This is a genomic window from Aminobacterium sp. UBA4908 (genome assembly GCF_002398115.1).
GTDB lineage: Bacteria > Synergistota > Synergistia > Synergistales > Aminobacteriaceae > Aminobacterium > Aminobacterium mobile.
In genome coordinates, this window is sequence record NZ_DHCG01000007.1 from 34,368 (window position 1) to 54,196 (window position 19,829).

The 19,829-nt window shown below is 43.3% G+C and carries 21 protein-coding genes and 1 tRNA gene; 15 read left to right on the forward strand and 7 right to left on the reverse strand.

Translation table 11 applies throughout. From position 1 onward, the window contains the following. Positions 1-14: 14 nt before the first annotated feature. Positions 15-1,523, reverse strand: coding sequence for a DUF4139 domain-containing protein (locus tag B4J50_RS06620; RefSeq protein ID WP_286846069.1), 1,509 nt, complete (start codon positions 1,521-1,523; stop codon positions 15-17). A gap of 105 nt (positions 1,524-1,628) precedes the next feature. Between B4J50_RS06620 and ychF the strand changes: the two genes are divergently transcribed. Both ychF and B4J50_RS06630 read left to right on the forward strand, forming a co-directional pair. Further along, positions 1,629-2,720 carry a redox-regulated ATPase YchF gene (ychF, locus tag B4J50_RS06625; RefSeq protein ID WP_024822764.1) on the forward strand — a complete coding sequence of 364 codons (1,092 nt, stop codon included), beginning with the start codon at positions 1,629-1,631 and terminating at the stop codon, positions 2,718-2,720. A 72-nt stretch (positions 2,721-2,792) separates the two neighbouring features. Beyond that, positions 2,793-3,233, forward strand: coding sequence for a hypothetical protein (locus B4J50_RS06630; RefSeq protein ID WP_024822763.1), 441 nt, complete (start codon positions 2,793-2,795; stop codon positions 3,231-3,233). Between the two features lie 130 nt (positions 3,234-3,363). Here the strand turns inward: B4J50_RS06630 and B4J50_RS06635 are convergent, their stop codons facing one another. Next, complete coding sequence (locus tag B4J50_RS06635) at positions 3,364-4,080, reverse strand: lipid-binding SYLF domain-containing protein (protein WP_024822762.1); 717 nt, start codon at positions 4,078-4,080, stop codon at positions 3,364-3,366. A 157-nt stretch (positions 4,081-4,237) separates the two neighbouring features. On the opposite strand from B4J50_RS06635, the gene B4J50_RS06640 reads away from it, so the two are divergent. The 5 genes from B4J50_RS06640 to B4J50_RS06660 all read left to right on the forward strand — a co-directional run bounded on the left by B4J50_RS06640 (position 4,238) and on the right by B4J50_RS06660 (position 9,165). Beyond that, positions 4,238-5,167, forward strand: a complete 930-nt coding sequence (locus B4J50_RS06640) for a hypothetical protein (RefSeq protein WP_024822761.1) — start codon at positions 4,238-4,240, stop codon at positions 5,165-5,167. Positions 5,168-5,184: 17 nt separating this feature from the next. After that, positions 5,185-5,742, forward strand: a complete 558-nt coding sequence (locus B4J50_RS06645; RefSeq protein ID WP_024822760.1) for an ATP-binding protein — start codon at positions 5,185-5,187, stop codon at positions 5,740-5,742. 26 nt (positions 5,743-5,768) lie between these two features. Then, the gene (locus B4J50_RS06650) at positions 5,769-6,587 is read left to right on the forward strand and encodes a formate/nitrite transporter family protein (RefSeq protein ID WP_024822759.1); all 819 of its coding nucleotides are present in this window, start codon (positions 5,769-5,771) and stop codon (positions 6,585-6,587) included. 329 nt (positions 6,588-6,916) lie between these two features. Continuing rightward, positions 6,917-7,894: an HAD family hydrolase gene (locus tag B4J50_RS06655; protein ID WP_024822758.1), complete on the forward strand. Its 978-nt coding sequence runs from the start codon at positions 6,917-6,919 to the stop codon at positions 7,892-7,894. Beyond that, the gene (locus B4J50_RS06660) at positions 7,891-9,165 is read left to right on the forward strand and encodes a replication-associated recombination protein A (RefSeq protein WP_286846062.1); all 1,275 of its coding nucleotides are present in this window, start codon (positions 7,891-7,893) and stop codon (positions 9,163-9,165) included. The genes B4J50_RS06655 and B4J50_RS06660 overlap by 4 nt, the downstream gene beginning before the upstream one ends. A 60-nt stretch (positions 9,166-9,225) precedes the next feature. On the opposite strand, the gene B4J50_RS06665 is transcribed toward B4J50_RS06660, so the two are convergent. Both B4J50_RS06665 and B4J50_RS06670 read right to left on the reverse strand, forming a co-directional pair. Next, positions 9,226-9,909, reverse strand: coding sequence for a GntR family transcriptional regulator (locus B4J50_RS06665; protein ID WP_024822756.1), 684 nt, complete (start codon positions 9,907-9,909; stop codon positions 9,226-9,228). A gap of 47 nt (positions 9,910-9,956) precedes the next feature. Then, positions 9,957-10,475, reverse strand: a complete 519-nt coding sequence (locus tag B4J50_RS06670; RefSeq protein WP_024822755.1) for a cob(I)yrinic acid a,c-diamide adenosyltransferase — start codon at positions 10,473-10,475, stop codon at positions 9,957-9,959. 184 nt (positions 10,476-10,659) lie between these two features. Here B4J50_RS06670 and B4J50_RS06675 point away from each other — a divergent pair, with 184 nt between their 5' ends. Further along, positions 10,660-12,120: a lipopolysaccharide biosynthesis protein gene (locus B4J50_RS06675; protein ID WP_286846059.1), complete on the forward strand. Its 1,461-nt coding sequence runs from the start codon at positions 10,660-10,662 to the stop codon at positions 12,118-12,120. A 127-nt stretch (positions 12,121-12,247) separates the two neighbouring features. On the opposite strand, the gene B4J50_RS06680 is transcribed toward B4J50_RS06675, so the two are convergent. After that, entirely contained in the window at positions 12,248-12,907 is a 660-nt protein-coding gene (locus tag B4J50_RS06680; protein ID WP_024822753.1) for a Crp/Fnr family transcriptional regulator, read from the reverse strand. A gap of 211 nt (positions 12,908-13,118) precedes the next feature. On the opposite strand from B4J50_RS06680, the gene hcp reads away from it, so the two are divergent. From hcp to B4J50_RS06705, 5 genes are all read left to right on the forward strand, one after another. Continuing rightward, positions 13,119-14,750, forward strand: a complete 1,632-nt coding sequence (gene hcp / locus B4J50_RS06685) for a hydroxylamine reductase (protein ID WP_024822752.1) — start codon at positions 13,119-13,121, stop codon at positions 14,748-14,750. Positions 14,751-14,770: 20 nt separating this feature from the next. Beyond that, on the forward strand, positions 14,771-14,959 hold the full coding sequence (locus tag B4J50_RS06690) for a ferredoxin (RefSeq protein ID WP_024822751.1): 189 nt from the start codon (positions 14,771-14,773) through the stop codon (positions 14,957-14,959). Next, a complete protein-coding gene (locus B4J50_RS06695; protein WP_286846056.1) occupies positions 14,956-15,102 on the forward strand; it encodes a hypothetical protein in 147 nt (48 codons plus the stop codon). Before B4J50_RS06690 ends, B4J50_RS06695 begins: the two co-directional genes overlap by 4 nt. Continuing rightward, positions 15,082-15,168 (forward strand) — tRNA-Leu (locus B4J50_RS06700). Before B4J50_RS06695 ends, B4J50_RS06700 begins: the two co-directional genes overlap by 21 nt. Before the next feature lie 144 nt (positions 15,169-15,312). After that, positions 15,313-16,272, forward strand: coding sequence for a radical SAM protein (locus B4J50_RS06705; protein WP_286846054.1), 960 nt, complete (start codon positions 15,313-15,315; stop codon positions 16,270-16,272). 45 nt (positions 16,273-16,317) lie between these two features. On the opposite strand, the gene msrB is transcribed toward B4J50_RS06705, so the two are convergent. Beyond that, entirely contained in the window at positions 16,318-16,740 is a 423-nt protein-coding gene (gene msrB / locus B4J50_RS06710) for a peptide-methionine (R)-S-oxide reductase MsrB (RefSeq protein WP_414630716.1), read from the reverse strand. 246 nt (positions 16,741-16,986) lie between these two features. Here msrB and B4J50_RS06715 point away from each other — a divergent pair, with 246 nt between their 5' ends. Together B4J50_RS06715 and B4J50_RS06720 are read left to right on the forward strand one after the other, a co-directional pair. Beyond that, complete coding sequence (locus tag B4J50_RS06715) at positions 16,987-17,787, forward strand: acetoacetate decarboxylase family protein (protein ID WP_024822748.1); 801 nt, start codon at positions 16,987-16,989, stop codon at positions 17,785-17,787. Between the two features lie 19 nt (positions 17,788-17,806). Beyond that, positions 17,807-18,613 carry an SDR family NAD(P)-dependent oxidoreductase gene (locus B4J50_RS06720; protein ID WP_286846051.1) on the forward strand — a complete coding sequence of 269 codons (807 nt, stop codon included), beginning with the start codon at positions 17,807-17,809 and terminating at the stop codon, positions 18,611-18,613. 5 nt (positions 18,614-18,618) lie between these two features. On the opposite strand, the gene B4J50_RS06725 is transcribed toward B4J50_RS06720, so the two are convergent. Continuing rightward, a complete protein-coding gene (locus tag B4J50_RS06725) occupies positions 18,619-19,815 on the reverse strand; it encodes a hypothetical protein (protein ID WP_286846049.1) in 1,197 nt (398 codons plus the stop codon). Between the last annotated feature and the right edge of the window lie 14 nt (positions 19,816-19,829).

Here is a 19,829-nt window from a genome sequence, read left to right on the forward strand (position 1 = left end):
TATGTCACTCCTGTCTAATGTTCTAAGAACCAGATTTCTTTATCGGCTGGATAGGATATTTGATAAAGAACGGTTATCTTTTTTTGTTCTCCAGGTTTTAACGCTATTTTCCACGATAGAAGACCTTTAGCTTGATCTTTTTCAGTAGGGGCGGGATCTACAGTCCCTACCTCCACTGTTATCTTTTCTTGAGCTGAAACAGGAATCCGGTCTTTAACAACGATCTCTTCAGTTGTGGGAAGACCATTGGTGAGAGTGATCGTATATCCTTTTGCGACCCTCCCTTTCCCGACCCAATTGCTTCCCCCTTTAGAGATTACGTCTTCTCGTTTTGCCGTGATCGAAGGAGTTTGTCCAAATGCGGTAGTTATTTTTTCTCCTCTCGATACCGCGCGCATAAAGGTCTGCCCCGACGGCAGGTCATCAACAAAAAGGGAAGCCTGTCCGCCCAGAAGAGGTTCTTGAACTTCATCTGTAGTGACGATTATCCACCCTTGAGGTGAAAGAGATGGAATGCTCTCTATAGTAACAGAAACGGGAAAAGAGAGTGCCGCCACTTCAAGATTGACTGGAATATTGTCTCCATCGACGCGTCCTTGCGCTTTTAATACCTGATCGGTGAGGGTTTCTTCCATTGGAAATACCGAAGAAGTTCTATCGAAGGTGATGCGTTTTCCCATTGTCATATTAATGGCCTGTGAACGAAGTTCCTCTTCTCTGTAGTCCACCACGAGAGGAGGAAGTTCCGGTGTAGTTACGGTACTTATAGGTTGGGCTGTGTGAAGATATAGGGGGCCGTTCCATGGTATGCCTGTATTTTGACTGACCTTCCCTGTCATCTTTCCCGATAGAAGATGGTCTTTTGTTGAGAGATACAGATAATATTCCGGAGCCCACCATGCTCTATCTGTCCAGGCATCAACAAACAGCTCCCCTTCTCCTTCTGTTTCATAGGTGATCGCTATAATTTTCCCATCTGTTTGAGGCATTTTTTCTGCTAATTCTTTTTCTAAGTCGGCAATGGTTTGTTTTAGCTCTTCTATCCCTTTTTTTAATATCGCTTTTTCTGTCTCTTTAGCCCTTCGCATATCTTCTGCGGACTGCAAATATTTTTCCATATTATTAATGGTAAGGTCGGAAGGAGTTGTACTCTCCATAACAGTTGACCACTGCTCCAAGGCTGCTAATTGAGCCTCCATAGAGATGAGCTCTTCTTTTTTGTCTTTTATAAGTCCCTGCAGAACGTGGAATGCGGGAGGAACCCAGTCCGAACGAGTCTGCCGAGATATTTGGGCTCTTTTGAGGGTTATTCCCTTGCTGGGCACAAGTTGTATCTTGCTAGCATCGAAAGTGCCAGGAAGCACGATTGTATTATGCCCTAAGGAAGGGGCTTTTATGCGTACTTGAGCTCCGCTGGGATAAATATGGGCAGAATCGAACTCTATTTCGTCACCATAGAGCGGAGATGTCAGCATGAATGCCCCAATAAGGATCATTGCCCAAAGATAGAGAAATCTTTTCATAACAAAGAACCTCCTTCTCTAATTTGCGGTTGGCACCGCGGTATAATACGATTATAATCCATGCGCGCTATAGATACAGAATGAACGAACAGGAGGAATGTCCTCATGCTAAAGTGTGGAATAGTCGGGCTGCCTCTTTGCGGGAAAAGCACGATTTTTAACGTTATTACTCGAGCTGGAGCGGAGGTTAAGCCCTACGCCAGTGGAAAAACAGATCCGAACCGTGCCATGGTTCCAGTTCCAGATCTGCGGTTTGATCACCTTGTGCAGGTCTTTGAGCCGAAAAAACAGTCGCCAGCTACAGTGGAATTTGTAGACTTGGCGGGACTCTCTAAAAATGCCAGCAAAGGAGAGGGCCTTGGTAATGCCTTTCTTTCTTTTGTGGCGGAGTCCGATGCTCTGGTTCATGTTATTCGGGCCTTCGATAATCCCGATGTCCCTCACCCAGAGGAAACTATAGACCCTGCGCGAGATTGGCAGATTGTGGAAATGGAGCTTATTTATCGTGATTTGAGCGTTATCGATAACAGGCTCTCCCGTTTGGCAGCAAAAAAACGCCTGTTGCCAGAAGAAGAGGAAGAGAAAGAGGTTCTTGAAGGATGTCAATCGTGCCTCATGGATGAAAAACCCCTTCGAGAATATACTTTATCGGAGGAAGAGAAAAAACAGTTAAGTGGTTTTGCCTTTCTAACTCTTAAGCCTGAGATGATCGTTCTCAACCTCGATGAAACTCAGACAGGCCCTAATGTGCCGGGATATAAGGAGCTCTCCTCTATTGCCCAAGAGCGAGGATTAGGGCTGGTGGAAGTTTTTGGACGTATGGAAATGGATATGGCAGAACTTTCTTTAGAAGAACAAAATGAATTCATGGCAGATCTCGGTATTAAAGAAGCTGGGCGAGACAGGCTTATTCGTAAAGCTTACGGTCTGCTGGGCCTCATTTCCTTCTTCACAACAGGAAAAGATGAAGTAAAAGCATGGACACTGAAGAAAGATGCGACTGCCGTAGATGCTGCAGGGGCTATTCATACCGACCTAGCCAGGGGATTTATTCGGGCGCAGGTAGTCCACTACAAAGATTTTGTCGCTTGTGGAAATTCTATGGCGGTGTGTCGTGAAAAAGGTGTTTTACGATTGGAAGGGAAAGAATATAGAGTAGAAGATGGCGATATGATTGAAATTCGGTTCAATATTTAGCCTTTTTATAAGAATTCAATGTGTGTTAGAATAAAAAATTGAATTTGATTTGTAGAGAGGGGGATTTATGTTATGCCCATGCAGATAAGTCTTGACGAGCTTTTAAGTGTCTTATTGGCTCGAGTTGATAGTATGGCCATGAATGAAGAAAACCTTAAAAGCCGTTTCAATATTATGTTCAGAGTGCTTTATAAGAAAGGGCTTATTTCTGATGACGACATTATGGAGTCTATTCGTGACGAGCACCGTCTATTGAAAGAGCTTGGACTTATGAAAGAGGAACCTAGCGACGATATTGTAAATTCTATTGCTGAAGGTATTCTTCTCTGGATCAAGGGAGACGCAAAAAAACTTAAGGAACAGATAAAAGAATACGAACAGAAGATGAAAGAAATGGCCGCAGAAGAGGCAAAGAAGCCCAAAATTGATGTGGCCTCTCCAGCAGTGCTTCAGCAGCTTGATCAGCTTGGCGGTCCATCTCGTCAGGGTGGCGGACGTAAAATTATTATTTAGCAACGATAGAGGGAAAAACAAGAATTTCCCTTCATTCCTTTTATCTTAAAAACGAATCCCAGCTATTTTCTCAGTAGCTGGGATTCGTTATATAGATCGTATGGAGAACCTTTCCTGCGGAAAGGGCCCTTTATTTTGCCTCTTTAATAAGCTTATTAAGAGCCTGGATCAAAGGCTGTATTTTTGCACTCGATGCTCGACGATCGAGGGCCTGAGCCGCTGTTATAGTTTTCCCCCAATACACATGGTTGGCGTTGTCATCTACATTCACCGCTGCCCCTTCTAAAGACATGCCTGCAAAAAGTCCTTTTGCTATGGAGTAGCTATAAATAGAAGCTTTTAATTTAATATCTGTTCCGAGCTCTCCGCGCCGTCCAACTGGGCCTGCGGCTACGCCAATATCTCCCCCAAGCTTAAAATTGTTCCCCTTGAAACCTTCAAGTCCGCGCTCGTTGGTGATGACGAGGACCAGACCTATGGATTCAGCCCCTATCTGAAGTCCCCACGATGCTCCGGCGATAGTGGCAAAACTAGGGCCGTACCATCTTCCCGAAGCAGTATCTCTTCGAAGAACCAAGCCTTCACCATATTTCCCGCCAAAAACGAATCCTGCTTTAATAACGGAGGGGAAAATAGCCACCCCTTTTGCTTGTTCCAGTAGATCAGCCATAGTTCCTACATCAGATTGTTCCTGCATTTCATGAAGCAGTTTTACAGCTCCAGATATGCGCTGCTCTGGTGTTTTAGCCAAGGCCTGTTGCGGAGCACATATTCCACTCCATAGAAGGAACGCTAATGTGACTATAATTGAAATGCCGTATCGTGCATGTTTTTCCCGCAAATTCATCTTCATCTCTCCTTTCGACGTGAGCTATATATTATTGTATCTTAAGCTGATATAAACTATCGTGCAAGATGTTCCATAATTGACGGAGATCTACTTTTTCGCTTAAACTGTTTGAACAAAAGCTAACAGTATTTATTTGAAATTGGGAGGAGCCTATATGTCGTATTCAGAATCAGAAATAGAACGAATAGAGGAATTACTTGATAGAGCGTATCAAAGTGAGGATCTAGAGGAGATAGCTTCTTTCGCACGGCAAATTCTTGAGATGGATTCAGATAACCCAGAAGCTCTCATTCTGCTTGCAGATTCACTAGACTACTCAGAAGAGAAACTTGAGCTTCTGCAAAAAGCCCGCGGTCCGCTTCGGCAGGCAGTTGAAGAAGCTGGTCTTTTGGGGAGCGAGTCTCTTATGGACGAAGAAGAGGGCATTCTTTATATTGGTCTGCTTCAACGACTTGGCTTTGCTCTTCTATCTGAGGCTAGGACGGAAGAAGCTTTAGAAGTAGCACAAGACATAGTTTCTTACGATTCCGAAAACCTCACTCTAGGAAAAACTCTTGTATATCGTTGCCTTATAGATCTTCAACGTTTTGGAGAAGTTCTGGAACAAGCTATGGGCGATGATGAAGTGACTCCAGCCAGACAACATGCTGTTGCGATATCTACGTTTATGCTATCTGGTGCAAACCGTGCTTCTTACAAAGCATTATGGGATGCGTTTAAAGTTGGTCCTAACATCCCTTTTTATATCCTTGGCTATATTCCTGAGCCAGACCCGGAAGAGATGAGTGAGGAAGAAGAGGAAGATTTCAATTTCTCCATTCTTTTCGAGGATGCATGGACCCTGAGCAGAGAGCTTTTTAACTGGTTCTCCTCGGCGACCATTCTTTTTGGTCTTCTTACCGATCGTTTCCTTGAAGAGGATAAAGAGAGCTTTTTTGTCCTTCTCGGCTCTCTCAACATTCGTTCTTATTATGAAGATGCCCTTCAAAAAATTGGGCCCCATGATAGATATACAGACGCAGAAGTTCTTGATGAAGAGGTCCTTTCCGTTCTTCGTGCCGGAACTTTTCTTCCGCTGGACTAGACAGGGAGGAATTTTCGTTGTTGGAAGATTTTTCCCAACATCTTCTGGATATAGCCGAGAATAGTATGAACGCTGGAGCGTCCATAGTGGAGATACTATTGACAGAAGATCGTTGTGGGGGGTGGTTTTATTTCGAAGTTCGAGATAACGGGAAAGGCATGAGTGCGGATGTTTTGCAAATGGTGGCAGATCCTTTTTTCACGAGTCGCACAACGCGTCGGGTAGGATTTGGTCTCCCCTTTCTAAAACAGTTGGCAGAACTTTGTGAAGGAGAGATGGAGGTACAGTCAGAACCTGGAAAAGGGACCAGGGTCTGGGCTTCTTTTCGGTATGATCATATCGATCGTCCGCCGTTGGGGAATATTCCTGCCTCTCTGGTATCTCTTCTCGTTGCTCATCCAGAGGTTCGACTCATCTATCACCATCGTATTAACGAAGAAGAATTTACCTTTGATAGTAGTGAGTTGGCTCGAGTATTAGAGGATCCCGGGGAAGTTCAAAAACCAAAGATAGCTCGCTGGCTTCAGGAATATTTCAGCGAAAATCTGAAAGCCCTCAATCAAACGACGGAATAAGAGATCTTTTGAGGAGGGATTTTTGTATGGACTATAAAACGCCTTTTGAACTGGCTAAAACAGCATGTACTGCATCGCAGACAAAAGTATCATGGTCAATTTCTCAGATGCTTTTGCTCGGCATTCTCGCCGGAGCCTATATTGCTTTTGGTGGATGGCTTATGGTATCGGTTACATACGATGTTCCAGGAGGATTGGGGAAGTTCTTGGCAGGGGTAGTATTTAGTGTCGGTCTTATATTAGTGGTTATAGCTGGCGGAGAGCTTTTTACCGGTAACTGCATGATGCCCTTAGGCGCTCTGGTAGGATGTACTCCAATGAAAAATATCATGAGGGCGTGGTTTTGGGTGTATATAGCAAACCTTATAGGGGCCACTCTCGTTGCTTACTTGCTCTATTTTACAGCTCTCTGGAATGGTCCTATCGGAGCTAAAACCCTTTCCATTGCGGCGGGGAAGATGGGGCTTCCCTTTGGACAGGCCTTTGTTCGGGGTATTTTATGTAACTGGCTTGTAGTTCTTGCTGTATGGCTGAGTATGGCAGCTACAGATATTACAGGTAAAATATGGGCGATCTTTTTTCCCATAATGGCCTTTGTCGCATCTGGCTTTGAACACTCTGTAGCAAACATGTACTTTATGGCCATGGGGCTCCTATTAAAAAAATCTCCAGAAATGATCCAAATGGCGGGGCTTTCTGATGCACAGCTCCAATTTGTGAGTATCGGAGGATATATACATAATCTTGTTCCAGTTACTCTAGGCAATATTGTAGGGGGCGCCCTATTTGTGGCCACTTTCTATTATTGGATCTTTAAAAAGAAATTGAAAGAGGCAGACCTGTAGGCATCTGGCTTTGAGGTGAGAAGCGCCTATATTTATGCTATAATATGCATAGGAAAAGTAAAAACGACCCTGCGGTGTACGTGATCATGCACTTAGTCTTGAGCCAACACTCGATCTTAGTGGGGTCGGAAGTTCGAGCCGGCAAAGAAGACGGGAAACCGTCATCAAAGCTAAGGCACGACAGACCTCAAGATATTAGGACCGGGTCAAGACAACCATGACACGGCATTGCGGGGAGGTTGTGAGGGACGCAAGGTTTTTCTTGCGTCCCTTTTTTCTTATTGCTATAAAGATAAAGAGGCTAATGCCCTATGAGGAGGCTAAAGATCATGAATAAAATTCAACCTCCACATTGGCATCCTGTCCAATGTGCAGGATTTATTCTTGATTGGGATGGAGTCTTAGCAGATACAAAGCTTGATTTTTCAGAGATACGATCAAAATATTTTCAAGGTCGTCCAGTTCCTCTCCTTGAAGGGATGGCCATGTTTTCAGAGAAAGAAAAGAGCGAACTTTGGCATGATATTTACGAGCTGGAGATGAACGGAGCAGAACAGGCTACACCTGTTCAATATGCTATGGATTTTGTAGAATGGCTTAATCAAAAGAGTATCCCGTGGGTAGTTGTTTCTCGAAATTGCGGAGATTCCATTCGTCTGGCAGCAAAAAAAATCAACTTTCCTCTCCCCGATAAAGTTTTTTGCAGAGACGCAGGGCCTGTGAAGCCGGATCCGAAAGCCTTGTGGCTTGCAGCGAAAGAATTAAACTTGGAAGCTCAACAGTGTGCGATGGTCGGAGACTATGTTTACGATCTTGTCGGTGCTCGCAGAGCTGGAATGAGAGCCCTTTTAGTGCAGAGGCCACAAGCAGAGTGGCGACATTGGGCTGATGCCGTTTTTCCTACAATGAAAGATCTCTTGGAAGCCTTGCAATCTCCGTTGCCTCTCATTCCCTGGGAATATACATCGTTGGTGGAGCAAAAGGGAGAGAGATGGCTGATAAAAGCATGGCTCCTTTCACTTCAGATTCCTGACGATGCCCCTGATATCGGCTCTCTATGCGAGGAAGCTGCCCGTCTTGGCGCAGGTTCTCTCGTGATTTCTCCATCCGTTAGCTTATCTCCTGCCCAGTGGAAAAATTGGCCGGGTCTTTCGCCTGTCTATCTTGGCATGGAGCAGGGGGCTGTTATTCGGGAGGTTCTCAAAAAGAGGTTCCCCCTCATCTCTATCCGCGAAGGGACAGATGGTGTCCTTCTTTCTGGTGTGCCTCATCTCGTGGAAAGGGAGATGGAGGCACTCTTAAAATGATGAAGAACACTTTATGGGAACGGCCACTTGCTGATCGCATGCGCCCTGTTACACTCGATGATTTTATAGGGCAAGAGCATCTTCTTGGACCGGGGATGCCCTTGCGGCAGCTTTTAGAAAAGGGGAACGTGCCAAGTTGTATCTTGTACGGGCCTCCTGGTGTGGGAAAAACAACTCTTGTTCGTCTTATGGCTACAGTTACCGGAAGAAGCCTTCTCGAGATCAACGCTGTTTCTGCTAAAGTTTCGGAACTTCGTGATCTCGTAGAAGAAGCTGGTAATTTAAAGGCCTTGGGGGGATTTGCCGCTATTGCTTTTGTAGATGAAATTTATCATTTTAATAAGAGCCAGCAGAATACCCTTCTTCCCTCTGTGGAGAAGGGAGATATTATTCTTGTAGGAACTACGACAGAAAACCCATGGTTTGAGATCAATAAAACATTGCTTTCCCGTCTCATTGTTTTTCAATTGAACCCCTTAACAGAAGAGAGTTTGGTACACATCCTTTCTCGTTCTTTCTCTGATAAAGAGAAGGGGTTGGGAATGTTAAACCTCACCGCTACAGAAGAAGTTTTCCATGTTCTAGCTCGCCTTGCGGGAGGGGACGCCCGCCAGGCGTTGACTCGTCTTGAAATATTGGCGACTTCTGCGGCTGCTGCCGGTTCTCAAAAGCTGACTCTCGACCATATTGAGCGCCTCGTTCCATCGGCATCCATTCGTTTTGATGCAAAGGCAGACGATCACTATGCTATTATCTCGGCTCTCATTAAAAGTATGCGAGGCTCTGACCCTGATGCAGCCGTCTATTGGCTGTCCCGCCTCTTAGAGGGAGGAGAGGACCTTCGTTTCATTTGTCGCCGCCTTCTGATTTTTGCTGCGGAGGATGTTGGATTAGCTGATCCTCAGGCATTGCAAGTAGCTGCTGCGGCTTCCTATGCTTCAGATATGACAGGAATGCCTGAGGCACGTATCATTCTTTCAGAAGCGGTTTTGTATCTTGCTTCCGCCCCAAAGAGCAACAGCGCATATATGGCTGTGGATAACGCCATGCAGTCCATTCGAAAAGGGAATCTTCAAGAAGTGCCTGAACACCTTAAACCTGGTGGGAAGGGATATATCTATCCTCACAGTGACCCGCGACATTGGGTTCCCCAGAAATATGTATTAAAGCCCCAACGTTTCTATTTTCCAGGTACTCTTGGTAAGGAACGAAGTATTTTAGAAAGGTTGAAACGTTTCTGGAGGCGTTTCTCCTCAGACAAAGAAGAATAGTTAGGGGCCGCCTGTATATAAATCGGCCCCTTCTATTATCAATATCAGGTTGTTTAAATACTATTCGCCGGTGAAATCTCCAGGATTTTGCTTTAGGAAGGAAAGAAGACTGACTTTCGTGTCTTCAATATGATGAGCCATTTCTTCTTTTGCTTTCTCACAGTTGTGTGCCAGCACGGCATCAATAATAGCAAGGTGCCCTTTTAAGAAGAGGCTCATGACTGTGGGTTCAGATCGCATAGAGTAGGGACGACATAAGTTGATGAGATCTACTATGTTGTTAAGGGTTTTATGAAGATAAATATTCCCACTTGCTTCATAAAGAAAAAGGTGGAAACGCCGATCTTCAGAAAGATATTCTTCGTGGGGAGTGGCGCTTGTCATTCCGCCAAAAATCTCTCTAAAAAGTTTAAGTTCTTTCTTAGGTGGATTCTGACAGACATTTTCAATAGCTATTACTTCCAGAGCTTGTCGCAGCACGTAAAGATCCGCCGCATCCTTAAGGGAGGGGAGCGTTACATAGGCACCTCTACGGGGGGTTAAAGTAATAAGCCCTGTCTGGCTTAGCTGTCGTATGGCCTCGCGGACAGGAGTCCGCGAAACAGCCAACTGCTCCGCTAGCTCGATTTCAGATAACTTTGCCCCAGGTTTAAAAGCTCCGCTAACAATGGCTTCTTTTAATTTTTCGTAGACAATCTGCCTCAACCCCTGGTTGGTAGCCGGGGTTAGTGGTTGTTGGTTCATATTCACAATCCTCCTCAAAAGCGAGCACTTTGCACCCATTATACAACTTAAAGGGATTCTTCATTCCTTATTGCGTGGTCATACCATAAAGAAAGGGCATATATAGCATCAGAGAGACGGTTGATATACGTATAGCCTTCTAGAGGAAGTTCTTTTGTACGATATAGCTTAAGAGCCACGCGTTCTGCTCTTCTTGCCACAGTCCGCGCTACATGTAAAGCGGCACCTGTTTTAGAATCGCCGGGGCGTATGAAACGAAATTTTTGACCTGTTATGGTTCCCACCTTTTCCACTATTTCCTCTAGAGCGTTTACATCCGGGCAAGAGAGTCCAGGATAGAGGGAAATATACCCCATCAAAAGCCCTAATTGCTCTTCCATCCAATATAAAGTATCATAAATTTCCTTAAGCTCACAAAAAGCCCTCGCCATGCCGACATGGGCCTGGCATTCATCAAGAGTGCCGTATACTTCCACTCTCAAATCATCTTTAGGGACTCGCTTACCGTTCCCCAAACTTGTTTCTCCAAAATCCCCACTTTTTGTAGTGATCCACACCTTCGACATAAGCCACATTCCCCCCCTTCTTTTCATATTATGAACACATTATACACAACATCGTGAAAGGTGTAACTCAAAATTGTTTGCTGAACGCTATGCTTTTTGCTACATTCTTTTTTTTCCTTCTATTGACCGCTTCTTTGAACTCATTTATTGTAAGATAAGAAAAATTGCTGGAGGGACTATCCTTATGTTTGGCTTGCACCGCAATTTGCCATCGAACCAATCAATGTTTTTCCAATCATCTCTTTTTAAAGATATGTGGATTTTGACACTGGGAAATTCAATAGGCCAGATAGCTTTGCTCGCAGTGATGCCTTTTGCATCCAGGCTTTATTCCCCTTCAGATTATGGTGCGTTAGCCCTCTATACGTCGGTGCTGCTTACTGGCGTAAGTCTTGCGGGGCTGGCGTATCATCAGGCCATCCCTATCCCCTCTAAAGATGGCGATGGCACTGCGCTTCTGATACTAAGCCTTTTCATTGAAATTCTTCTGATCGGTACGGTAAGTGGTGTTGTTTGGATAGGAACACGTTTTGTTCCACCTCTTGCCTTTCTGGGGACCTTCCCCATAAGCTTTTGGCTTTTTCCCCTCGGAATTCTCTGGGCAGGTATTTATAAAATACTCATAAGCTGGTGTACTCGAGCAGGGCGTTTCACAGAACTCGCCCTATCAAAAGGGATTCAGGGAATAGGGAGTGCTTTTGTAACAGTGGCCATGGGAATGGCTGGTTTTCGTCCCCTCGGGCTTATTGCAGGGTATATAGTGAGCCAGAGCTTGGGAGTCGTGTATATTCTTCAAAAAACCATTTCCTTTCGTCAGGTTCGAGCAGCTTCCCCTTTGCGTCTTCTGCATGTGGCAAAAAAGTATCGCCGATTTCCTCTCTACAACACGTGGTCAGATCTTATGAACACCTTAAGTAGTCAGTTAACACCTATTATTCTCGCTTCTCTCTATGACCCTCGCACCACCGGTTTTTTTGCGCTTTCTTTTCAGGTTATCAACCTTCCTATGCAGTTTATTGGCATGGCTATTCAACAAGTGTTCTTTCAAAAAGCCAGTCAGGCTTACTACCATAACTCCCTTGATGAACTGACACGATCAACTTTCGCTCTCTTGGTTAGGATAGGTTTTTTGCCTTTCCTTTATCTCACCTTAGTGGGGCCAGAGCTTTTTGCGTTCTTATTTGGAGAGCGATGGCATATGGCAGGTATTTATACACAATGGATGTCTCCCTGGCTTTTTACAGTTTTCTGTGTGGCTCCTCTCTATTCCATCCTTTATATTCTGGAAAGACAAAAGCAAAATACTCTCTTTCAAGCCTTTATCCTTCTATCTCGTGTTGGAGCACTCTACTTTGGAGCATGGTGTGGGGGGGCGTTATGGTCCATTGCCCTTTTTGGAGGCGTAGGCCTCGTTTTGTGGATTTTTCTTTTAACATGGATCATGTGCCTGAGTGGCAATATTCCAACAGCGGCAGCAGAAATACTCTTTCGTGAAGCAAAAAGGTGCGCACCTGTAGTTGTAGCCCTTCTTATAGTCAAATTTTCATTTCAATCTTACGGCGTCATAACTCTTCTTTCGTTACTCTGCGTGGCGGCCTTTGCATTTCATAGTTTCGAAAGAAAAGAACACTCCTTAAAAACGTAGCGGCATACATGCTTTAGATAGGGTACGTTTGACTCTGAAACCTCGAAGGGGGATAAGGGGTTATAGTTTCCTCACTGGTAATGCGATATTCTCGATAATTATTGAAATTGTCTATCGCATCATTTGACTATAATAATTTGAACTGGTTTTTGTGAAAAAATAGAATACCATCATCTCTAAGTTTTGAAAGTTCTGCTGACATGGCGCTGCGTTCGACGGAAAGATAGTCTGCAAGTTCCTGACGGTTAAATGGAATCGAAAAACGGCTGCTCCCCGATTTCTTCGCTTCAGCCGAAAGATAGGCCAAAAGCTTTTCACGGGTGGTACGTTTCGAGGTGATTTCGATTTTTTGAGTCAAAAATATATTTTTCATTGATACGATATCCAGCATGTTTTGAATAAGCTTGCCATGAAAGCCGCATGCCTTGCCGCACGGGGAAGCAAGTTTGTGACAGCCGATAAAGAGAAGCTCGCTTCCTGTTGTCGCGATTACACTCACTGGAAGCGTGTTTATTTTCGCACAGGCAAAGGATTCCCCAAACAGACCCCCTGTGTCAATTTTTGCAAGAATACTTCTGTTCCCATAATAGTCATCTTGAATGATCTGAACTTGCCCCGACAAAACGATACCGAATTGCTCGATGCTCTCTCCACTGAAAAATACAGTTTGGCCTTTTTCGTAATGATTTGACTTTGCAGATAGACACGACAAAAGACGAAGCAGATCTGATTCGTCTATGTCTCTGAATAAATTTGCTGTTTTTAGTACATCCAAATATTTCTCCATAAAATCCTCTTTTGTTGGAATTCCAACAGACTTATTATTTTAATAATAGTAAACTTGAAATGTAAAGTCAATAATAAAGATAAACAACTCACTCAAAGAAAAGATGGGCAAAATATTCTCTGTTGCGGAGGGTGGGAGAACGCCGTTGAAAAGGCACCCGCTCCAAAAAGTTGAGAAGGGGAAAATACTGTGAATGTAAGGAGGAATCAAAATGGGTATGTTTTGTTATCAGTGTCAGGAAACAGCAAAAAATACCGGTTGTACAATTAAAGGTATATGTGGGAAGAATGAAGAAGTTGCAAAACTTCAGGATCTTCTTATTTACACACTCAAAGGAATTTCAGATATTGTTATAAAAGGAAAAGTCGATATAAGTGAAATTGATGTGACTAACTATGAGGTTCTCAGTAGTTTATTTATGACCATCACAAATGCGAATTTTGATGATGTTTCAATTGAAAAACAGATTACAAAAGTGCTCACTCTTAGAGATGCACTTAAAAAGTCTTCTTCTGTTAGTAATTTACATGATGCTGCAAGCTTTACTGTTAATTCAAGAGAGTCTATGCTTAAAAAAGCTAATTTCGTTAACGTATTGGCCACAGAGAATGAGGATATTCGTTCTTTGCGAGAAATGATAACGTATGGTCTTAAGGGTATGGCAGCTTACGCTGAGCATGCAAAAAATATAGGCAAAGAGGATCTTGGTATTAATCATTTTATTTACGAGGCACTCGCAGCGACCTTAGACGATTCTCTTACAGCAGATGATTTGGTAGATCTGACACTTAAAACTGGTGAATATGGCGTGAAGGTTATGGCTCTTCTTGATGAGGCGAATACTACCAGATTCGGAAATCCAGAAATCACAAAAGTTAATATTGGTGTTAGAAAGAACCCTGCTATACTCATTTCCGGACATGATTTGACTGATTTAGAACAGTTATTGGAACAGACCAAGGGAACTGGTGTTGATGTATATACACATGGAGAGATGTTACCTGCTCATTACTATCCAGCTTTTAAAAAATACGATAATTTTGCGGGCAACTATGGCAATGCCTGGTGGAAGCAAATTGATGAATTTGGCCCCTTCCATGGCCCTATCCTGTTTACCACTAACTGCATTGTTCCGCCCAGAAGTGAAGAGATCAGACGTAGAATTTTTACTACAGGGTCTACAGGTTTCCCTGGTTGCAAACATATTAAGCCCGATGAAAATGGGAAAAAGGACTTCTCTGAAATTATCGCACTTGCTAAAACACTTCCCGCACCTGAAGAAATAGAGACGGGGAATATTGTTGGCGGCTTTGCTCATAATCAGGTAATTGCTCTAGCAGATAAAATTGTTGATGCTGTTAAATCCGGGGCGATTAAAAGGTTCTTTGTCATGGCCGGTTGCGATGGGCGCATGAAATCAAGGGAGTATTACACAGAATTTGCCAAAAAGCTACCGGAGGATACCGTCATTCTCACTGCTGGCTGTGCAAAATATCGGTATAATAAACTGGATCTTGGCGATATTGGCGGGATTCCGAGAGTGCTTGATGCCGGGCAATGTAACGACTCTTATTCATTGGCGGTTATTGCTCTGAAGTTCAAGGATGTGTTTGGCCTTGATGACATCAACAAACTTCCAATCGCCTATAATATTGCCTGGTACGAACAGAAGGCTGTCATTGTGCTTCTTGCGTTATTGTATTTGGGCGTGAGAAATATTCACCTTGGTCCTACGCTGCCAGGGTTTTTATCACCTAATGTGGCAAAAGTTTTAGTTGAAAAATTTGGAATTGCGGGCATAGGAACAGTTGACGATGATATAAAACTGTTCATGAATGCTTAATGTAAGAAGGGGGTTAACATATGAAAGCAACTATAGATAAAGAAGGTTGTATTTCCTGCGGATTATGCGCATCGATTTGCCCACAGGTATTTCGTATGGGTGAAGATGGTCGCGCCGAGGTTTATGTAGACCCTATTCCTGAATCTGTGGAAGATGCGGCAATGGAAGCACGAGATAATTGCCCTGTCTCTGTTATTACTATAAAATGAACAACTTGCGCCCTTCTGAAAGTCAGGAGGGCGCTTCTTCAGTAGATGGGGCGGTCCATCTACATGGAAATACGTTAAATCGCTGGACATCATCCCCTTTCTGTGATAAAAATATTGGCGTTGCCGGAGTGGCGGAATGGTAGACGCAGCGGATTCAAAATCCGCCGGGCCTTGGGTCTGTGGGAGTTCGAGTCTCCCCTCCGGCACCATATAAGAAAGAGTAAGGGACTTCAATGCTTTGATGTGTTTGAAGTCCTTTTTTTATTGTGGCTAAAATGGTAGAAGTTTGCCAAAGGTAAAGATAAAGCCCTTCGAAGAACATTCTGCGGAATATTGTTGAGGGGGAAGAGTCTATGGATTATAGTGTCGATCGATTCACTCTCTTGAGCCGAGATTTTGAGCCAGCATATCTTTCTCTTTTGTATAGTGGAGAATTAAAGCGACGAGCGGAACGGGCTCTAGCTGATCTCGAAAGTTGTACCCTTTGTCCCCGTTGTTGTGAAGCGAACCGCCTGGCAGGCGAGACAGGAATATGTAAAACAGGACTACTTGCACGAGTTTCAAGCCACTTTGCACATTTTGGAGAAGAGGATTGTTTACGTGGGCAAAATGGGAGTGGCACGATTTTTTTTGCTTTCTGCAATTTAAATTGTGTTTTTTGTCAGAACTATGAAATATCTCATTTGGGAAATGGTGTTGAAATTACTCCAGAACAGCTTGCTGCCTTTATGTTAGAGTTGCAACTTGCTGACTGCCACAATATAAATGTAGTAACTCCATCTCATGTGGTTCCACAGATTATTGCAGCGGTGTCAATTGCTGCTGAAAAAGGGCTTCGCCTGCCAATCGTTTACAATACTTCAGCCTATGATTCACTCTATAGCCTGCGACTTCTTGATGGGATCATTGATATTTATATGCCAGACTTCAAAATATGGAGCGCCGCTCAGGCTTTTCGTTATCTCACGGCTGCTGATTATCCAGAAGTTGCGTGCGAGGCAATTATGGAAATGAATCGCCAAGTGGGAGATTTGAAGCTCGACGAACATGGTTTGGCGAAACGAGGTCTCCTTGTGCGCCATTTAGTTATGCCTGGAGAAGTTGCTGGCAGTGAGGCTATTCTCCGTTTCCTTGCAGAGAAAGTTTCTCCCTATACCTATGTTAATGTAATGTCTCAGTATCATCCCGCGGGAGAGGTATCGTCCGATACTTTTCAAGAGATAAACCGTTGCCCAACTCATGCTGAATATCTCAAAGTTATCCACATTGCCCATAATCTTAAACTACGGCTTGATGTTTGCCATCAAATGTAACTATTGCCTAATAGACTCAATTTTTTCAGGCTACGTGTGCCTTCTTTATTCTTCAGGAATAAATTTCAAAGCAGCTGAGTTTATGCAATATCGCATTCCAGTAGGTTCAGGCCCGTCTGGAAAAAGATGTCCTAAGTGAGCGTCACAGCGGGCGCAAAGAACTTCTGTTCGTTCCTTTCCGAAAGAGAAATCTTGTCTTGCTGTTATAGGAGCATCTTTTACGGTTGCCCAGAAGCTTGGCCAACCTGAGCCCGAATCAAATTTTTCTTCTGAAGAAAAAAGCCAAGCTCCACAACAAGCACAAACATACGTTCCTTTTTCGTGTGAGTTCCAATATGCTCCTGAGAAAGGAGGTTCTGTCCCCTTTTTTCTGGTGATAGCGTATTGTTCCGGCGTGAGGATGGCTTCCCACTCATCATCGCTCTTTTCCTCTCTTTTTATGGTTGCGGCATACGTTTGTGTTGCCATGAAAAATATAATCGATCCAACGAGCAATGACAGCAACGTACATCTCATAATGTCACCCTCTTTTTTCTCTACCATACTCTTTCATTATAAGTATAGATATCTCTCAGTATAACGAAAAGATGAGAGTAAAAATAGTTTTTAAATTTTAACATGGTGCAAAAGCAAATTAGGAACGTTATTATTATATTGTTCAACGAAAATAAATATTATATAATAATTTAAACTGTTATGCATGGAGGTGGTGTTTTGAGAGGCAAATTCAGGTTTAATGATGATTATGTTTACAAAATGCCGGTACATTTTGGAGGATATCCTTTTTATCCGGTGAGAACAGAGTATGGAGATATGACGAGTATCAGTGTGAAGTATGAAACAGAACAAGAGGCTTTACTACAACTTATTCCGGAGGACTTTGAGCTTCGACAGCCTTTGGTAAGTGTTCAATTTGCAAACTGTCGTGATGTAGATTGGATGGCAGGTGGGGAATATCGCCTCATACAAGTTACAGCACCTGTTCGATATTTGGGTAATTCAGAAGGGCTTGTTGGTGAATATGTGTTTGTAATTTGGGAAAATCACGCCTGCGCCATTATTGGGGGGCGCGAAGAGGACGGTATGCCTAAAGTTTTTGCTGATATTTCTGCCGAACATCATGTTGGTAGCCATTGGTACACGAGTGCAAGCTATGAAAATAATAATTTCCTCAAGGTTGATTTTCTAAGAAAAAGCGAACTTTGCGAAAAGGATGTTAATGAAATAAACAAAGATTACAAAACAAATTACTTTGGATGGCGTTATTTGCCCAATCTTGGCAAAGGTGGCGCTACGTTGAGTCACGCAACTCTTTATCCACAAGAGATGATGGCGAAGCGGGTTTGGGCGTGTGAAGGCGGAATTCAATGGACAAAACTCACTCAGGAGCAGCATCCGCTACAGTTCAAGATTATCAGTACTCTTGCAGATTTGCCAATATTAAAACATGTTAGCGTGGCAATGGCAAAAGGTACTGCTAGGCTCAACGTTGGCGATTCAAGAATTTTGCCGTAGAGGATAAATGGGGTGTGATATGAGTGGATATTTTGAAAATAAAGTAGCAGTGGTAACAGGAGCTGCTTCTGGCATAGGCTTGGGAATAGCAGAGCATTTGCTTGCAAGGGGCGCTATGGCAGTCTTTATGGGGGATGTAAACGAGACAAATCTTGAAAGGGAATCTAGACGGTTGGGTCTCGCATATCAAGGAAAAGTTTTTCCTCAACTTGTAGATGTTACAAATCTCGAGCATGTTACGAAACTTATTAGCGCAGCAAAAGCCTTTGATGGACACCTTGATTTCGTATTCAACAATGCAGGAATGGGGATGACACTTCCTACAGAGAAGATAACCTTCGATATTTGGAGATTTATTATTGACTTAAATTTAATGGGTGTTGTTTACGGAACATATGCTGCGATACCTCTTATGCGAGAGCAGGGGTTCGGACACATTATAAACGCGGGGTCCATAACAGGGCGAATTCCTGTCCCTTATCAAGCGGTATATGCTGCAAGTAAAAGCGCCGTTATCTCTATGACCGAGAGCCTACAATATGAGCTGGAAGCTGATGGTCTGCAATTTAGTGTATTTTGTCCTGGCAATGTTCGTACGCCAATATTTGGGGAATTAACACCGCCCCCAGATTCTATCAGTGTAGATGATGCAGTTGACTATATTTTTGAGGAAATGGAGAATAAGTCTCTTGTAATTATTTTCCCTCAAATTATGCGCGATGTAGATGCTCTTTATAGGGGGAACAGAGAAGAATTTGACAAGACCATTCGCAAACTGGCACGTGAGCGTCGTGAAAACTATCGTACAAAGGGGACTTATTTTTAGGGTGGTTAGTTGGTACCCTCTGCCCTTATCTTATCGATAAGAGACAATATATGTAATAAATATAAAAGGATGCATCCATTTGCAGTAAGGATCACGCCAATAATTTGTCCTGGAATCAGGTGGGAAACAAACATCGATACACCAAAAAGAATAGCCACTAGATTCATCGCTAGTTGAGTTACATAAAGTTTCACCAGAATTCGAGGCGTAGGGAGATGTGGATTCCTTCCTTTTTTGAAGAGGGGAAGACATGTTTTCCCTAATGTTGTGATGCCACCAATTATGTTAAGGGCTCCGATGAGCACTGTTAATGGCGAGACTAAAATTTCAGGAATAATGCAGGATATAATTCCGAGTGCAGCAAATATAAAGCCGAATAAAATCATGAGCCATGAACGGAAGAATGGCCCGATTGGTGTATTTCCGAATGCTAGCATTTGTACTGCAAAAATAACCATCAGAAGTCCAAGTTGTGCACTTCCGGAAAAAGGAAGCAACCCCCAATTTACCGGAATCAGCAGTATTCCAAGAAGCTGCATAAAAATAGCTGTCACTAAAATCATAGCTTTATCTGAAGAAAGATCTATATCCCCCTCACGTGATTTTTCTGCTTCTGGATACATGCGATATATTCGTCGAAGAGTTTCTGCAAGATAGACAATTGCTACCCCATAAATCAGAATGGTTACGGCTGTTATAGACGTTGAAAATAGGCTGTGATCCCAAATAAGCATTCCAATCAACATGGATAATAGATACACTGCTCCGCACCCGAAAATGAGGTGGTGGAAACTTCTTCCATATTGTAACCATGATCGGAGTTTTTCTTTGGAAAAGACCATTTGTATAAGAAGCAAAACCCCCCCCGGGCCAAAGCAGAGGGACAACAGTATGCGGGGAATTGGGTTGAAGATATCAGGAATAAAGCATGTGACAATACCTATTGATGCAATTACTACGCCGATAATAAGTAAAAGCTTTGATTGGCGCATTTCTCGAAAAGGTGTTTTCCCAAGGGTGATCATCTGTAAAGCAAAAATGAACAGCAGCAATCCATACAAGCCATTTTCATAGTAAGGGAGTATTCCCGCAGATACTGGGAAAAGCAATGTACCAGTAATCAACATTATCATCCCGATAATGAATAAAATTATTACATCAAGAGAAACATCTGCCTTATTAAGCATACTGTATTTGGCCATATCATGAGACCTCT

Excerpts from the sequence above, each read along its gene's own strand:
- B4J50_RS06620 (WP_286846069.1), bottom strand. The coding sequence starts at position 1,523 with ATGAAAAGATTTCTCTATCTTTGGGCAATGATCCTTATTGGGGCATTC.
- ychF (WP_024822764.1), top strand. The coding sequence starts at position 1,629 with ATGCTAAAGTGTGGAATAGTCGGGCTGCCTCTTTGCGGGAAAAGCACG.
- B4J50_RS06630 (WP_024822763.1), top strand. The coding sequence starts at position 2,793 with ATGCCCATGCAGATAAGTCTTGACGAGCTTTTAAGTGTCTTATTGGCT.
- B4J50_RS06635 (WP_024822762.1), bottom strand. The coding sequence starts at position 4,080 with ATGAATTTGCGGGAAAAACATGCACGATACGGCATTTCAATTATAGTC.
- B4J50_RS06640 (WP_024822761.1), top strand. The coding sequence starts at position 4,238 with ATGTCGTATTCAGAATCAGAAATAGAACGAATAGAGGAATTACTTGAT.
- B4J50_RS06650 (WP_024822759.1), top strand. The coding sequence starts at position 5,769 with ATGGACTATAAAACGCCTTTTGAACTGGCTAAAACAGCATGTACTGCA.
- B4J50_RS06655 (WP_024822758.1), top strand. The coding sequence starts at position 6,917 with ATGAATAAAATTCAACCTCCACATTGGCATCCTGTCCAATGTGCAGGA.
- B4J50_RS06660 (WP_286846062.1), top strand. The coding sequence starts at position 7,891 with ATGATGAAGAACACTTTATGGGAACGGCCACTTGCTGATCGCATGCGC.
- B4J50_RS06665 (WP_024822756.1), bottom strand. The coding sequence starts at position 9,909 with ATGAACCAACAACCACTAACCCCGGCTACCAACCAGGGGTTGAGGCAG.
- B4J50_RS06670 (WP_024822755.1), bottom strand. The coding sequence starts at position 10,475 with ATGTCGAAGGTGTGGATCACTACAAAAAGTGGGGATTTTGGAGAAACA.
- B4J50_RS06675 (WP_286846059.1), top strand. The coding sequence starts at position 10,660 with ATGTTTGGCTTGCACCGCAATTTGCCATCGAACCAATCAATGTTTTTC.
- B4J50_RS06680 (WP_024822753.1), bottom strand. The coding sequence starts at position 12,907 with ATGGAGAAATATTTGGATGTACTAAAAACAGCAAATTTATTCAGAGAC.
- hcp (WP_024822752.1), top strand. The coding sequence starts at position 13,119 with ATGGGTATGTTTTGTTATCAGTGTCAGGAAACAGCAAAAAATACCGGT.
- B4J50_RS06690 (WP_024822751.1), top strand. The coding sequence starts at position 14,771 with ATGAAAGCAACTATAGATAAAGAAGGTTGTATTTCCTGCGGATTATGC.
- B4J50_RS06695 (WP_286846056.1), top strand. The coding sequence starts at position 14,956 with ATGAACAACTTGCGCCCTTCTGAAAGTCAGGAGGGCGCTTCTTCAGTA.
- B4J50_RS06705 (WP_286846054.1), top strand. The coding sequence starts at position 15,313 with ATGGATTATAGTGTCGATCGATTCACTCTCTTGAGCCGAGATTTTGAG.
- msrB (WP_414630716.1), bottom strand. The coding sequence starts at position 16,740 with ATGGCAACACAAACGTATGCCGCAACCATAAAAAGAGAGGAAAAGAGC.
- B4J50_RS06720 (WP_286846051.1), top strand. The coding sequence starts at position 17,807 with ATGAGTGGATATTTTGAAAATAAAGTAGCAGTGGTAACAGGAGCTGCT.
- B4J50_RS06725 (WP_286846049.1), bottom strand. The coding sequence starts at position 19,815 with ATGGCCAAATACAGTATGCTTAATAAGGCAGATGTTTCTCTTGATGTA.